At 51.1% G+C, this 14,913-nt stretch carries 11 protein-coding genes; all 11 read left to right on the top strand.

Annotated elements, in window-relative coordinates:
• Position 1 precedes the first annotated feature (1 nt).
• The 11 genes from BUQ98_RS10350 (at position 2) to BUQ98_RS10300 (ending at position 14,664) form a co-directional block, all read left to right on the top strand.
• The gene (locus BUQ98_RS10350; protein ID WP_074213778.1) at positions 2–1,045 is read left to right on the top strand and encodes an ABC transporter permease; all 1,044 of its coding nucleotides are present in this window, start codon (positions 2–4) and stop codon (positions 1,043–1,045) included.
• 46 nt (positions 1,046–1,091) lie between these two features.
• Positions 1,092–2,918, top strand: a complete 1,827-nt coding sequence (locus BUQ98_RS10345) for an extracellular solute-binding protein (protein ID WP_074213777.1) — start codon at positions 1,092–1,094, stop codon at positions 2,916–2,918.
• An 8-nt stretch (positions 2,919–2,926) separates the two neighbouring features.
• Entirely contained in the window at positions 2,927–3,793 is an 867-nt protein-coding gene (locus BUQ98_RS10340; RefSeq protein ID WP_074213776.1) for an ABC transporter ATP-binding protein, read from the top strand.
• A 15-nt stretch (positions 3,794–3,808) separates the two neighbouring features.
• Positions 3,809–4,666 (top strand): ABC transporter ATP-binding protein, encoded by an 858-nt coding sequence (locus BUQ98_RS10335; protein ID WP_074213775.1) that lies wholly within the window; start codon positions 3,809–3,811, stop codon positions 4,664–4,666.
• Between the two features lie 289 nt (positions 4,667–4,955).
• Positions 4,956–5,972 (top strand): TRAP transporter substrate-binding protein, encoded by a 1,017-nt coding sequence (locus tag BUQ98_RS10330; protein ID WP_074213774.1) that lies wholly within the window; start codon positions 4,956–4,958, stop codon positions 5,970–5,972.
• Positions 5,973–6,030: 58 nt separating this feature from the next.
• The gene (locus tag BUQ98_RS10325; protein WP_074213773.1) at positions 6,031–6,588 is read left to right on the top strand and encodes a TRAP transporter small permease subunit; all 558 of its coding nucleotides are present in this window, start codon (positions 6,031–6,033) and stop codon (positions 6,586–6,588) included.
• Entirely contained in the window at positions 6,581–7,897 is a 1,317-nt protein-coding gene (locus tag BUQ98_RS10320; RefSeq protein ID WP_074214202.1) for a TRAP transporter large permease, read from the top strand. Before BUQ98_RS10325 ends, BUQ98_RS10320 begins: the two co-directional genes overlap by 8 nt.
• Positions 7,898–7,976: 79 nt before the next feature.
• Positions 7,977–8,477, top strand: a complete 501-nt coding sequence (locus BUQ98_RS10315) for a gluconokinase (RefSeq protein WP_074213772.1) — start codon at positions 7,977–7,979, stop codon at positions 8,475–8,477.
• The gene (gndA, locus tag BUQ98_RS10310) at positions 8,474–9,964 is read left to right on the top strand and encodes an NADP-dependent phosphogluconate dehydrogenase (RefSeq protein ID WP_074213771.1); all 1,491 of its coding nucleotides are present in this window, start codon (positions 8,474–8,476) and stop codon (positions 9,962–9,964) included. Before BUQ98_RS10315 ends, gndA begins: the two co-directional genes overlap by 4 nt.
• A 109-nt stretch (positions 9,965–10,073) precedes the next feature.
• Positions 10,074–11,075 carry a gluconate operon transcriptional repressor GntR gene (gene gntR / locus BUQ98_RS10305; protein WP_074213770.1) on the top strand — a complete coding sequence of 334 codons (1,002 nt, stop codon included), beginning with the start codon at positions 10,074–10,076 and terminating at the stop codon, positions 11,073–11,075.
• A gap of 448 nt (positions 11,076–11,523) precedes the next feature.
• Positions 11,524–14,664 (top strand): DEAD/DEAH box helicase, encoded by a 3,141-nt coding sequence (locus tag BUQ98_RS10300; RefSeq protein WP_074213769.1) that lies wholly within the window; start codon positions 11,524–11,526, stop codon positions 14,662–14,664.
• The last annotated feature ends 249 nt before the right edge of the window (positions 14,665–14,913 follow it).

The following is a 14,913-nucleotide window of genomic DNA, read 5'->3' as shown; positions in this document are numbered from 1 at the left end:
TATGTTGACGCTTAGCCCTTTAACTCAAAAGAAAATCCGCAGCTTTAAGCAAATTAAACGCGGTTACTGGTCGTTTATGATCTTGACCACCATGCTGGTGTTGTCGCTGTTTGCCGAGCTGTTGATCAACAGTAAAGCATTAATGGTTAAGTACAACGGCGATTACTACTTCCCCGTATTGAGTGATGTGCACTTGGCGAGCGATTTTGGGCAGGTAGGAACCAGTGAGGCCAACTATCGTCAGCTCGCCAAAGCCTTTGCCGCGCAAGGTGGCGATAATTATGTGGTGATGCCCCTAGTGCCGTGGAACCCGCTTGAGCAAGACTTTAGCGGTGATTTCCCGCCGACAGCGCCCAGTGCTGAGCATCAGCATTACCTTGGCACGGATGAGATTGGTCGCGACATCCTCGCCCGCTTGGTGTACGGCTTTCGTATCGCCATGGGCTTTGCGTTGCTCACCATGGCCGCTTCCTATGCGATTGGCACGGCTGTCGGCTGTGCGATGGGCTTTTGGGGCGGCAAGTTTGACCTTTTCTTCCAACGCTTTATCGAAATCTGGTCGATGGTGCCTTTTTTGTACGTGATCATGATTTTGGTCTCGATTCTCCAGCCCACTTTTTCTCTGTTTGTGGGGATTAACGTGTTGTTTGGCTGGATGGCGATTACTTGGTATATGCGCACCATGACCTATAAAGAGTCAGCGCGTGATTATGTGATGGCCGCGCGTGCACTCGGTGCCTCGACCAGCCGGATCTTATTCCGTCATATTTTGCCCAATACCATGGTGATGATTGTGACCTTGGCGCCCTTTACCATCGCACTCAATATTACCGCGCTAACGGCGCTGGATTATCTCGGCCTAGGACTGATGCCGCCGACGCCAAGTTGGGGCGAGCTGTTGCAGCAAGGCAAATCAAATTTGGACGCGCCATGGATTGTTGCGTCCGTGGTGACCTCACTGGTGGTGGTATTGGTGATGGTGACCTTCATTGGTGAAGCGGTGCGCGCCGCGTTCGACCCGAAAAAATTCACCCGTTACGACTAACGTTAAACACAATGTGCAATGTTTGAATCACGATAAGGAAATCACGATGAAAAAACTGATCCTTGCGACCTCAATCTCAATGTTTAGCCTGACTGGCTGGGCGGCGGATTTGCCTGAAAACCTCAATTGGCAAACCAACTGGGATGCGCCTAAAATCGGCTCTCCCGACGCCAAGCGCGGCGGCGTTCTGCGCTCACACTTAAGCTCCTTTCCCCAGACGCTGCGCACGGTAGGCCCAGACTCCAACTCAGGCCTGCGCAGCTATTTTCTCGATGAAATGCCCTCATTGGTAAAGCGCCACCCTGACACGCTGGAATGGATCCCGGATTTGGCCAACGAGTGGGCCTATGGCGACGACCATAAAACCATCTATTTTAAGCTTAACCCAGAGGCGACCTGGTCGGATGGCGAGCCCGTCACCGCTGATGATTTTGTCTTTATGATGCAGTTCTACCGCTCGAAAGACATTGTTGCCCCTTGGTACAACGACTACTACACCAACACCATTGGTGGGGTAGAGAAAATTGACCAACACACCATTGCGATATCGACCGCGATAGAGAAAAGTGACGAAGATCTGATGTACACCTTGGGTAGTTTGGTCCCACGTCCCGCGCATTTTTACGCCAATCCGCGTAAAGATGAAAACCAAGACGGCATTGCCGACGACTTTGTGCGTCGTTATAACTTCAAAGCGACGCCCACCCTGGGTCCGTACGAATTAGCGCGGGTGCAAAAAGGCCGCAGCGTCACCTTTGAGCATGTCGATGACTGGTGGGGCTACACCAACCCCTATTATCAGCACCGCTATAACGTCGACAAAATTCGCCTGCGTGTGATCCGGGATAACGATATCGCCATGAAGCACTTTGAAAAAGGCAACTTGGATGTGTTCGACTTGCTATTACCGGATGTGTGGCACGACAAAACCCAATCTGAACCTTATAGAAAAGGCTATATCACCAAATTCTGGGGCCACAACGAGGTGCCGGTTGGCGCGGGTGGTTTATGGATGAATACCGCCATGCCGCTGCTCGATGACATCAATGTGCGCAAAGGCATCATCTATGCCACCGACTTTGATGGCATGATTGAAAACATTACCCGCGGTGATTACTCACGCAAGCCGCATGCAATGGGACATGGTCATGGTGAGTACGACAACGATGGTGCGACGCCACCACCGTTTGACCCTGAAAAAGCGATCAGCTATTTCGAAAAAGCCGGCTTTGACCAAGTGGGGCCCGACGGTATTCGTGTTAATGACAAAGGTGAGCGCTTAAGCTTTGCCATCACTTATGGGTATCAGCATCACACGCCGCGTATTGCCTATTTGAAAGAGCAAGCGAAGCAAGCGGGGTTGGATTTTACCATTCACCTGGTTGATGGCTCATCGGCGTTTAAATACGTGCTGGAGAAAAAGCATCAGCTAGCGTTTCTTAATATGGGCACCTCAGAAATCCCGGCCTATTGGGAGTACTTCCACTCGGATAACGCCAATAAAAAGCAAACCAATAACCACACCAATTATAGCTCCCCGGCGCTGGATAAGCTGATCATGGCGTACAAGACCGAGTTCGACATGGCGAAGAAATACCAGCTGTCGCACCAGATCCGCGCTAAGATCTCAGAAGCCAGTGTGATTGTGCCCGGGTACATGGTGCCCTATGTGCGTCAAGGTTTTTGGCGTTATGTGCAAATCCCAGATAACGCGATGACCAAGCGCACCGAGAAGATGGTGACCAGCGGCCGCGTGATGGGCTTTGGCACCTTCTGGATTGATGAAGAAATGAAAGACGCCACCGAAGAGGCCATGGACGAGGACAAAGCCTTTGAGCCGGTGACCATCATTGATGACAGATACAAGCTGTAGAGGCGGTTATGACCCAGGATGTCATTCTTTCGGTTAAGGATTTGACCGTTAATTTTACCACTGACGATGGCCCCCGTGAGGTACTTCACGGGGTAAGCTTTGAGGTGAAAGCCGGGCGCACGCTCGGCTTAGTGGGCGAGTCGGGCAGCGGCAAAAGTGTTACAGCGATGTCGATCATGGGCTTACTGCCTAAGCCTTACGGGCAGGTGACGGGCGGTGAAATCTTGTACCGCGGGACCGACTTGGTGACCTTGCCCGCCAAAGAGCGCTATGCGATGCGCGGCAATCGGATCTCGATTATCTTTCAAGACCCGATGACGGCGCTGAACCCTGTGCACACCATTGGCCGGCAAATCAATGAAGTCTTGACGCTACACCGCCCAGAGCTCGACAAAAAAGCACGTGCGGCGTGTGCGCTCGATATGCTGGCTAAGGTGAAAATCCCGATGCCAGAAAAGCGACTGAACGAGTATCCGCATAACCTATCCGGCGGGATGCGTCAGCGGGTAATGATCGCGATGGCACTGGCCTGCAAGCCTGACCTCTTGATTTGTGATGAGCCAACCACTGCCCTAGATGTGACGGTGCAGGCCTCAATTTTGGATCTGATTAACGAGCTGCAAGAAGAAACCGGTATGGCGGTGATTTTTATCACTCATGATTTGGGAGTGGTCGCCGAGGTGTGTGACGATGTGGCGGTGATGTATGACGGGCAAATTCGCGAACGGGCCGATATTTTCACACTCTTTGATCACCCATCCCATCCGTATACCAAGCGGCTGTTGGGATTAATGCCGGGGCGTACTCATCAACCCAAACAGATGATTGATATTCGGCCGTTGGAAGACTTTGATGCCGCGCCATCATCCACGTAGTTGCAGGAGAACGAGATGAGCAAGGAAGTCCTCAGAGTAGAAAGTCTGAAGCAGTATTTTGTCTCGGGCAAAGGCCTGCTTCGTCAAGGCTACACCATTAAAGCCGTCGATGGCGTATCGCTCTCGGTGTCACAAGGTGAAACGCTCGGGCTGGTGGGGGAATCGGGATGTGGCAAAAGCACCCTTGGCCGCACCATACTTAAGCTGTTTGAGCCCACCGAAGGTAAGATCTTTTTTGAAGGTAAAGACATCACGCATTTGTCGCCACGTCAGATGCGTCCACTGCGTAAAGATATGCAGATTGTCTTTCAAGACCCGCTCGAGTCGCTAAACCAGCGTCATACCATTGGTGGGATCTTAGAAGAGCCTTTTATCATTCATGGTGTTGGTAGTGCGAAAGAACGCCGCCAATGGGTGCTTGAGCTGCTAGATAAAGTCAGCTTGCCCCACGATGCGGTCAACCGCTATCCGCACGAGTTCTCGGGCGGCCAGCGTCAGCGGATTGGTATTGCGCGGGCGATCGCCCTTAAACCGAAACTGCTTATTTGTGACGAATCCGTCTCTGCCTTGGATGTGTCGGTGCAGGCACAGATTCTTAACTTACTGCTGAAGTTACAGCAAGAGATGAACTTGGCGATGATTTTTATCTCCCATGACTTATCGGTGGTCCGTCATATCTCCGATAAGGTGGCGGTGATGTACTTTGGTCATGTGGTGGAAGAAGGACCGACCGAAACCGTCTACCATCAGCCGCAGCACGAGTACACGCAAACGCTACTCTCCGCGATTCCGATCACCCATCCCAAATACCGCAAACACAAACGCCGCGCCGAGCAACCGGTGGCCGAAAAAAAGCCTGAAACTATCGGTTAAGTGTCGCCCTACCCAATTTCAGGGTGGGGCTCCTTTCATGTCTAATGATTTGATGAGAGCCAAGTAAACGGTGAGCCCATCATGTGGCTTGCCTCACATTTCCCTCCTTCCCGTTATCGCTTGTGACAAGTTAGTCAATAACTGTGAGTTTGATCTCTGTTCATTGCTTAGTGTTACCGGTAACTTTTGTGAAAGGAAGGCTGGTAACATAACAATTACATCCAGTGTTCGGGTTAATCGGCATTCCAATAACGCGGAACAAATGGAAATAAAACAAGGACCTACTACGATGAAAGCAATAACGAAAACCCTGCTCGCTGCCTCTATCTCTGGCTTGTTCTCTGTGTCAGCGATGGCGGCGGATTTTAATCTGAAAATCCAATCCTCTGATCCCTCAGGTGATCTCAACTTTAAGGTTCAGCAGCGCTGGGCGGATCGTGTTGAGACCATGTCTGATGGCCAAATCAATATCGATTTATTGCCTGTCGGCTCTGTGGTGAAACACACCGAGACCCTTGGGGCGATAAAAATGGGGATCCTGGACGGCCATGTCACCGCCACGGGCTACTTTTCGGGCAAAGATCCGGCCTTTGGCTTGATTGGTAATATGGTCGGTGCCTGGTCCGATACCACCCAGCTGCTGCAATACATGAATTACGGTGGCGGGAATGAGCTGATGACCGAGCTTTACGCCCCGTATGGTGTGCAGTTTGTAGGCGCATCGACCACAGGCGTTGAGTCGTTTATTTCTAAAAAACCGATTGATGGCGTGGCTGATCTGAAAGGACTCAAGCTGCGTGCCCCAGAAGGCTTGGTGCAGCAAGTGTTTGCCGCCGCCGGCGCCACACCGGTTAACTTGCCGGGCTCGGAAGTCTTTACCGGTCTGAGTAAAGGCGTCATTGATGCAGCCGATTACACCGTGTTTTCCACCAACCAAAAAGCGGGGATGAACGATATTGCCTCGCATCCGGTGCAGCCAGGCTTCCACTCATTGCCACTGATTGATATCTCTATTGCGCAGAAAAAATGGGACAAGATGCCGGAAGACTTGCAGACCATTTTGAAAACCTCTGTTCGTGACTTTTCTTACGACATGACCACCCAACTGAAAATGGCAGATATGGCAGCCGTGAAAGAGGCCAAAGCCAACCCAGAGATCACTATCCACGATTGGTCTGACGAAGAACGCAAGAAGTTTCGTGAAATCGCCAAAACCCAATGGAAGGTGTTTGCCGAGCGCTCACCGAATGCGCAAAAGGTGTATGACTCAGTCACCGAGTTCTTAGAAACCAATGGCTTGTTGTAAGTACTAACCCCTTGTCAGTGATAGGAGGGCGTTGCCCTCCTGATTGTGGACCTATTTTATGACTGAACAAACGCCTCATACGCCGCCCGAGCCCGAAGAGCACCCAAGAAACGTGCTCGACAAGGCAATCATTAAGGCGAGCCACCTATTAAGTTGGTTATTTATCGCCACCGTCTTTATCTCTTTTTATGAAGTAGTGATGCGCTACGTGTTTGATTCGCCTACCACCTGGGTGCATGAAACGGCCTCATTTATCGGCGGTTCACTGTTCATTATCGGTGGCATTTATGCTTTCGCGGCCAATCGTCATGTGCGTGTGGTCCTGGTTTACGACGCAGTGTCGTCACAAACGCGCAAGTACCTCAACCTGGTTCATCACCTCGTCGGACTCGCGTTTGCCAGCATGCTGGCCTATGCCGCGTACCTGTTGGCCAAAGAAGCCTGGTTTGCACCTTGGGGAGAATTGCGGCTTGAGACCTCAGGGTCCGTGCTCAATGCTCCCTATCCGGCGCTGCTTAAAGGGCTGATTTTTATCGCGCTGTGTATTCTCGTGATCCAGTTTGTATTGCACCTCATCCAAGAGCTGATGGGACTGAGGAATAAAGATGATGTTTGATTTATCTTCGATTGGACTGGCGTGGGGAAGTCTCCTCATGTTGGTGATGTTGATTGGGCTACTACTCACTGGAATGCAATTGGCGTTTGTCTCTGGGTTTGTGGCGATCTTTTTTACCCTCTTTTGGTTTGGCCCCGAGGCGATGCCGTTAATTGCCAGTCGTACCTACAGTTTTGCCTCCGGTTACGTCTTTTTAGCCGTGCCGATGTTCGTATTAATGGCGGCACTGCTTGACCGATCAGGCATCGCCAAAGATCTTTTCGATGCCATGAAGTCCCTAGGGCGCAAGGTGAGAGGCGGGGTGGCAGTTCAAACCATTTTGGTCGCGGTGCTGCTGGCTTCTATGTCTGGCGTAATTGGCGGTGAGACGGTGTTGCTGGGGATTTTGGCGTTACCGCAAATGCTCCGCCTTGGTTATGATCGCAAACTGGCGATCGGGACTACCTGTGCCGGGGGCGCGCTGGGGACCATGTTGCCGCCCAGTATCGTACTGATTATTTACGGCATGACCGCCAGTGTGTCGATTGGCGATTTGTTCAAGGCATCTTTCCTCCCTGCCTTTATTCTTGCTGCCTGTTACATCGCTTATGTGTTGATTCGCTGTAAGTTAAACCCGTCGCTGGCGCCGCTCCCAAGCGACAGCGGCGAAGAAGACGCACCGCAAGTGAGCTACTTTAAAGCGCTGTTTTTCCCCCTTTTCTCGGTGGTTGTAGTGCTTGGCAGTATCTACACTGGGGTGGCCTCGGTCACCGAAGCCTCGGCGCTTGGCGTGGTGGGGATTATGCTGTCTGCGATTGTCCGCGGTGAAATGAACCTCTCGATGCTTAAAGAGAGTGCGATTGCCACCATGCGCACCTGCGGGATGATCATGTGGATTGGCATTGGTGCCAGCGCATTGGTCGGGATTTACAACCTGATGGGTGGGATTGATTTTGTTGAACAAGTGATCCTGAGCCTAAGTGGCGGCAGTGCGATAGGTACCTTACTCATCATGATGGCTATTTTGCTCGTGCTGGGGATGTTTTTAGATTGGGTCGGGGTGGCGCTGTTAACCATGCCGATTTTTGTGCCCATCATCACCGGGCTTGGTTTTGACCCCATTTGGTTCGGGGTGGTGTTCTGCCTCAACATGCAGGTGTCGTTCCTTTCGCCACCATTTGGACCCGCTGCCTTCTACCTTAAATCGGTCGCCCCGAAAGACATTAGTCTTGGTGAGATTTTTACCTCACTCCTGCCTTTTATCGCCCTGCAAGTGTTCGTGCTGTCATTGGTGATTATCTTCCCTGAGTTGGCAATGTGGTGGCAATGATCATGATATTAAAACAGCAATATCGAGTTCTCAAGGTGTTATCGCTGGCGTGTGGCCTGGCTAAGGGTTGTGGTGTGCAATGAAAGTAAAAAAACTATTAATCATGGGGGTTTCAGGGTGCGGCAAAAGCCTGATTGGCAGTGAAATTGCCCGTGCGCTCGACCTGCCTTTTTATGACGGTGACGACTATCATCCCGCTGACAATGTAGAAAAAATGCGGAAAGGGATCCCTCTGACTGATGCTGACCGCAGTGGCTGGTTGCGTACCTTGAACCGCCTGTATACCGACAACGAGGCGGCGGTGATTGCCTGCTCAGCATTAAAGTCGGAATACCGCGACGTTCTACGACAAAACAACCCAGAGTTAGTGATTGTTTACCTGCAGGGTGACTACGCTACGATTTGGTCGCGGCTACAAAAACGGGCTAACCACTATTTTCATGGTGAAGCCATGCTGCGTAGCCAATTTGACGCCTTGGTCGAGCCCAGCGCTGAAGAGGCCTTGTTTGTCGATATCTCTTACCCCGTCGACACCGTGGTCGGGCACGCGTTGCAACAAATAAAGGAGATGGAGTCATGATGCCATCACAGATAAGTCTGGTTGGATTAGGTGTGATGGGGAAAAGCCTGGCTTTAAACCTTGTCGATCATGGCTTTAATGTCGCAGGCTTTGATATTGATCCGCATCACCGGCAAGCGGCGCATGAGGCCGCGCTACCCCTGAATCAGGCGTCGGGAAAAGGCCAGCTAACGGTGGTCGATTCGCTATCTCAGCTGCTGGCCAGTTTGCAAACGCCGCGTGTTATCGCCTTGTCGGTGCCCGCCGGCGAGGTTGTTGATCGGGTGATCGATGAGTTGTTGGCGGCGGGCCTGGCACCTGACGATATTGTTATCGATACCGGCAACAGCCTGTGGACAGATAGTGAGCGGCGCGCCCGCGACTACCAAGGGCAGTTGCGCTTTTTTAACACCGCCATCTCCGGTGGGGAAGTGGGCGCGCGTACCGGCCCCTCGCTGATGGCCAGTGGCGATGCGTCAGCGTGGGCGCAGGTTAAACCCATGTGGTTGGCGATTGCGGCAAAAGTGGATCACACCGGTCAGCCTGTGGGCCAGTTTGAGCAGGGGGAGCCGTGTGCCGCTTATCTCGGCGGGGCGGGCGTGGGTCATTATGTCAAGATGGTACATAACGGCATTGAATATGCGGACATGCAGTTAATTGCGGAAGCGTATCATTTTATGTCGCAAGCATTAGGACTGTCGGCGGTGGAAATTGGCCAATGTTTTGCTCGTTGGAACCAAGGGCCACTCAATAGCTACTTGATGGCAATCAGCGCCGAGATCCTACAAACCCCAGACCCTATCACAGGTAAGCCGTTCGTCGAGGTGGTACTGGATAAAGCCGGCCAAAAGGGGACAGGCATGTGGACGGCAGTGAATGCGCTGCAAACCGGTGTCGCAGCCCCGACCATTGCCCAGGCGGTGTTTGCACGCGCCCAAAGTGGCTTAAAAGCGGTGCGAGTGGCGGCTGCGAAAACTCGCATCAACCCAGCGTCTGTTGCGTATGATGATATTGATACACAGCTTGAAAACCTCCACGACGCCCTGTATTGCGCCAAATTATCGGTGTATGCCCAAGGGTTTGATCTGATCAACACCACCGCGCAGCAACAAGGCTGGACACTAGACTTTGCGCAAATTGCCAAGATCTGGCGCGCAGGGTGCATTATCCGCGCACAATGTTTAAGCGAGATTGCTAGTGCGTATCAACAGACGCCAGATGTTGCTAACTTACTTCTCGTCGCGCCCTTTGCCGAGGCGATGAGCCGCCAAGCTCCCGGCTGGCGTGCGACCGTTGCCAGTGCCGCGCAAGCGGCGGTGCCTATTCCCGCGATGGCGGCGTCATTGAGCTATTTTGATGCTCTTCATAGCGAGGTGTTACCCGCTAACTTGCTTCAGGCTCAGCGCGACTATTTTGGCGCCCATGGTTATGCACGTGTCGATGATGATGGGTCACGCCAGTACCATTTGACCTGGAGTGAGCAACCAAAGCGACAACAAACACGATAAGCCAACGCGCGCTGTGATGGGCGCGCCTTTTTGTTACACGTAACAACAAAAAGGGCCAAAGAGTGGGTATGATGGAGCCAAAACAAGACTGCATCAATGAAAGACCCAGATGGCGAATAAGAAAAAGCGACCGACATTACAAGACATTGCCGATCGAGTCGGCGTCACCAAAATGACAGTAAGCCGCTGTTTACGCGATCCGGCGATGGTCTCGGACGCCGCCCGTGAAAAAATCCAATTGGCGGTAGAGGAGCTGGGTTACATTCCCAACCGCGCCCCCGATATTCTCTCCAATGCAAAATCCCATGCAATTGGCGTACTGGTACCTTCCCTGACCAACCAAGTCTTTGCCGAAGTGATCCGCGGGATTGAATCCGTTACCTCACCAGAGGGCTATCAAACCATGATTGCCCACTACAGCTACAGCGCCGCGCTTGAGGAGCAGAGCATTGAGTCTTTGCTCTCGTATAACGTCGATGCGATCATTTTGTCCGAAAATGTCCATACCGATAGAGCGCGTAAAATGCTGCAAACCGCCTCGATTCCGGTGATTGAAATCATGGACAGCGTGTCGCCACGCCTCGAGCAAGCGGTCGGCTTTGACAACACCAAAGCCTCGCGCGATATGACCAACGCCCTGATTGAAAAAGGGCGCCGATGCATTGCGTATTTTGCCGCCCGTATGGATGAGCGCACGCGGTTAAAGCTTGATGGTTATCATCAAGCGATTGCTCAAACCCAGCAAACGCCGATCAGCCTGCAAACTGAAGACGCCTCGTCATTTACCTTAGGGGCCAAGTTACTCGGCCAGATCCTTGAATTACATCCCGAGGTGGATGGCATTGTTTGCACCAACGATGATTTGGCGATTGGCGCTTTATATGAATGCCAACGACGCGGGATCAAGGTGCCGGAACACATTGCGATTGCCGGTTTTCATGGCCACGACATCAGCCAAGCCATGCTCCCCAAACTGGCGACAGTGATCACCCCTCGAGAAGAAATCGGCCGCGTCGCCGCCACCGAGCTTATCGCCCGACTCCGCGGCGCCGACACCTGGCCGAGCCACATCGATCTTGGCTACCGCATCGAACACGGGGAGAGTATTTGAGGCAGGGATCATGACACAGCGATGAGGCGTTGTCTGCGAACGCGTTAACCGCTATTTATCGCTAGCGTGAGTATGGCTGCCAGCAAACGTACGAGTAAGCAAATCAGACTTGCCCCAGTGGCGATGATGCGGCATCACGCTATTTGCATCAGCTGCACGATTATTCTGCGTTCTTTTAATTGCGGTTTAAGCGCTTTGTAGCAGCCAATAGCCGTCGTGAAGCGTTGTTCGCAAAAAATATTGTTGAGTTTTGATTGGTTGAAAGCCTTTATGTCCGCCACTAGGTCTACACATTGTTACCTATTAAGTCACTTTGTGTAGACCCCAGATGAGAGTCTGACTTAACTCTTTGTTGCTATTGTTTGAAAAGTATAGAAAAGTGATCCTTTCATAGCGCCTACACCCCGTGGTTTGTAAGGTGATGCAGGCTCATAGCGTGGAAGGAAAAATGCAGCAGATCGGAATTTATGAGCAGCTGGTAACGCAGCTTATTGAGAGCCGTATTGATCGAGAGCGATTCTATGTTGGCGAGCGAGCGCTTACCAGCAACGAGGCGTCAGTTTGGTTGTCTCGTTTTTTATCGCATGTTTTGCACCATGTACTCGACGCCGTGCCTGCCAGTGATGATCGCCTAGAGCAGCAAATCACACTATCCAACCAATTCTTGCTGTGGCTGAAAACCCAGATCCACGATAAAGACATTATCGACGATAATTTGCTCGCGAGTCAGGGAAAAATCCTGACGGCCCTTTATGAGTTTGAAAACCCGATAGCATCTGATTTAGCGCGCTATGTGCAAGATATTTTCCCACTCACCGGCTTAACGCAGAGTGAGCTTTTTTGTGGCAGTAATGCGGGTCTTTCATTGGAGTCAGAGCTGAAAAGAGAGATTTTATCCGCAGACAAAATCTATTGGTTGGTATCATTCATCAAGTGGGCGGGGATAAGAATTTTCCGTAAAGAGCTGGAAGCCTTTACTCGCAGTGGTCGCGAGTTAAAGGTCATCACCACCTCATACATGGGCGCGACAGATGCGAAAGCGGTGGAGTATTTAGCCAGTCTACCCAATACCGAGGTGAAGTTAAGCTACAATACTGAGCGCGAGCGCCTTCACGCTAAAAGCTATTTGTTTTTACGCGAGACCGGCTATCACACCGGTTATATCGGATCGTCAAACCTCTCTCATTCTGCACTGACGAATGGGTTGGAGTGGAATCTCAAAATTACCTCGCAAGAAATTCCCCACATTATCAATAAATCACACAGCACCTTTGAAACGTATTGGGCGTCGAATGAATTTGAACGATTTGACGGAGATGCAAAAAGTACCGAAAAACTGAATCAAGCCCTTCGGCAGCAGCGCGGTGGCGAAGAAGATGGTACTACGTTTTTCTTCGATCTCTCTCCTTTCCCTCACCAGAAGGAGATTTTGGAGCAGCTGACGGTTGAGCGTCAGACGCATCAACGTTTTCGCAACTTAGTGGTGGCGGCAACAGGCACTGGTAAGACACTGATCTCTGCGTTTGATTTCGCCCGTTTTTTGAAAAAACACCCTGATGCCAACTTTTTATTTGTGGCTCATCGTGAAGAAATCCTTAAGCAGGCGCGTGCGGCCTATCGAGGCGTATTACGTAACAGTACCTTTGGCGAGCTGTGGGTCGGTGGTCTCACGCCAGATCATTACCGGCAGCTATTTGTCTCGATTCAAACATTGAACAACCAGCTCGATACGCTCAACTTGACGGCCGATTACTATGACTACATTGTGATTGATGAAGTGCATCATATTGCTGCGAGCAGTTATCGAGCGGTTTTGCACCACTTTTCGCCGTCAATACTACTGGGTCTGACGGCGACACCCGAGCGTCACGATGGCGGCGATATTCTCGCGGATTTTGGTGGTGTTATTGCGGCTGAGATTCGGTTGCCAGAGGCGATTAACCGTCGTCATCTTTGCCCATTCCAATATTTTGGTATTGATGATGATACCGATCTACGGACCATTCCTTGGCAGCGTGGCCGCTATGATATTGCACAGCTGACTAACCTCTATACCTCCAACCAAGCACGGGTGGATAAGATATTACTCAGCATGAACGAGATCATCACGGATCTTAGCCGTATGAAAGCACTCGCTTTTTGTGTGAGTAAAGAACACGCTCAATACATGGCTCAACAGTTTTCACTGCAAGGGCTTAAGGCGGATGTGTTAACCAGCGACAATCGGCATGAGCGCCAGCGAAAGCAGCAATCGCTGCGCGCCGGTGAGGTCAATGTGCTTTGTGTGGTTGATATTTTCAACGAGGGGGTCGATATCCCTGAAGTAGATACCTTATTGTTTCTACGTCCTACCGAGAGTTTAACCATTTTCCTTCAGCAGCTAGGCCGCGGTTTACGTTTAGCTGAGGACAAGGAGTGCTGCACCGTCCTCGACTTTGTCGGTCATTCGCGTCCCGAGTATGACTTTGCAAACAAGTTTCGGGCGCTGGTGGGCAAGAGCGCTCGAGCGATTAACCATGAGATTGAACAAGGCTTCCCCCATGCGCCTTTGGGCTGTCGTATTGAGCTTACTAAGCGCACCCAAGAAATGGTCTTGGATAACATCCGCAAAGCGTCGCTAACGCTAAGGCGCTTAGTGGCAATGGTTCGGCAATATCCTCAGCACACCCACCTGCCGCTGACGCTAGCGAACTTCCTAACCTTGTATCCGCATATTGATTTGAACGAACTATATAAGCGAGGCTGTTGGTCAGAATTGGTGTTCAAAGCAGATCTACAGGTCAATGATTCTCCTTTTGATGAAAGTGCACTTAAAACAATCAAAAAGGCGATTTTTCAGCGGATTTTAACTACGGATGATCATGCGTATCTACAGTTTTTACAGCAGCTTTGCCAAACAGATTTTTCATCTGATACGGGTAGCGAACGGCATCGACTCATGTGTCATTATGATGTTTGGCAACAAACAGGGCCAGCACTTGGCTTTTCATCCATTGCGCAAAGCTTTTCCGCGTTAAGGCGGCTGGGCATCAAAGCAGAATTAGTGGATGTGGTGGACTGGAAACTATCACAAACCAAGCACGAGCAGTCGCGGATGGACGATTTGCCTGATGTGCCATTGCGGCTTCATGCGCGATATTCGCGTGAGCAAATTCTAGTTGGCTTTGGCGCTACCATCTTTGAGCGGCAGCCACCTGCACGAGAGGGGCTTTATGCGCTTAAAGATCAAAACATTGAGTTGCTATTTGTCACCTTGGATAAAAATGAAAAGCAATTTTCCCCGACAACCATGTATCACGATTATGCGATCAACGCGTCACGCTTTCACTGGCAATCGCAAAACAGCTCGCGTCCTGATAAAGGCCGAGGCAAAGATTACATTCAACATCAAAAAATAGGGAAGCGCCTGTTTTTGTTTGTACGTGAGCAAACCAAGGATGAATACGGGCGTACCATGGGATTTGTGAACTTTGGCGAAGTGAATTATATCTCCCACACTGGATCTCAGCCGATGGATATTACGTGGGAGCTAATCACTCCGATGCCAAACTTTATGTGGCAGCAAGCGGCGAAGTTGGCGGTAGGCTAGGGGATGGCGAATCTTTTGTAGACACTGGTTGGATGAATAATGTGGGAGGGTAGAGCAAGCTATGACTGAGAATACGTGGGCATTGATTGGGCTCTGGCTATTTTTTACTGCGGTATTCGCGTGGTGCGGGCTTAGCCTAAAAATCCAAAAAATGAGTCAAAACAGTGAAAAGCGGGATAACACAAGCGGTTAATACAGATTTGCTTTACCGCTCCCGCAAAAGGGGCCTACTCGCATAACGCTATAGGC

It is taken from the genome of Salinivibrio sp. ES.052 (genome assembly GCF_900141775.1).
In the GTDB taxonomy this organism is placed as follows: Bacteria; Pseudomonadota; Gammaproteobacteria; order Enterobacterales; family Vibrionaceae; genus Salinivibrio.
This window is presented reverse-complemented; position numbering and strand designations above follow the sequence as displayed.

What these genes read in the sequence shown, in the direction of transcription:
- BUQ98_RS10300 (WP_074213769.1), top strand. Translation starts at nt 11,524, where the DNA reads ATGCAGCAGATCGGAATTTATGAGCAGCTGGTAACGCAGCTTATTGAG.
- BUQ98_RS10315 (WP_074213772.1), top strand. Translation starts at nt 7,977, where the DNA reads ATGAAAGTAAAAAAACTATTAATCATGGGGGTTTCAGGGTGCGGCAAA.
- BUQ98_RS10325 (WP_074213773.1), top strand. Translation starts at nt 6,031, where the DNA reads ATGACTGAACAAACGCCTCATACGCCGCCCGAGCCCGAAGAGCACCCA.
- BUQ98_RS10330 (WP_074213774.1), top strand. Translation starts at nt 4,956, where the DNA reads ATGAAAGCAATAACGAAAACCCTGCTCGCTGCCTCTATCTCTGGCTTG.
- BUQ98_RS10320 (WP_074214202.1), top strand. Translation starts at nt 6,581, where the DNA reads ATGTTTGATTTATCTTCGATTGGACTGGCGTGGGGAAGTCTCCTCATG.
- BUQ98_RS10335 (WP_074213775.1), top strand. Translation starts at nt 3,809, where the DNA reads ATGAGCAAGGAAGTCCTCAGAGTAGAAAGTCTGAAGCAGTATTTTGTC.
- BUQ98_RS10340 (WP_074213776.1), top strand. Translation starts at nt 2,927, where the DNA reads ATGACCCAGGATGTCATTCTTTCGGTTAAGGATTTGACCGTTAATTTT.
- BUQ98_RS10345 (WP_074213777.1), top strand. Translation starts at nt 1,092, where the DNA reads ATGAAAAAACTGATCCTTGCGACCTCAATCTCAATGTTTAGCCTGACT.
- BUQ98_RS10350 (WP_074213778.1), top strand. Translation starts at nt 2, where the DNA reads ATGTTGACGCTTAGCCCTTTAACTCAAAAGAAAATCCGCAGCTTTAAG.
- gntR (WP_074213770.1), top strand. Translation starts at nt 10,074, where the DNA reads ATGGCGAATAAGAAAAAGCGACCGACATTACAAGACATTGCCGATCGA.
- gndA (WP_074213771.1), top strand. Translation starts at nt 8,474, where the DNA reads ATGATGCCATCACAGATAAGTCTGGTTGGATTAGGTGTGATGGGGAAA.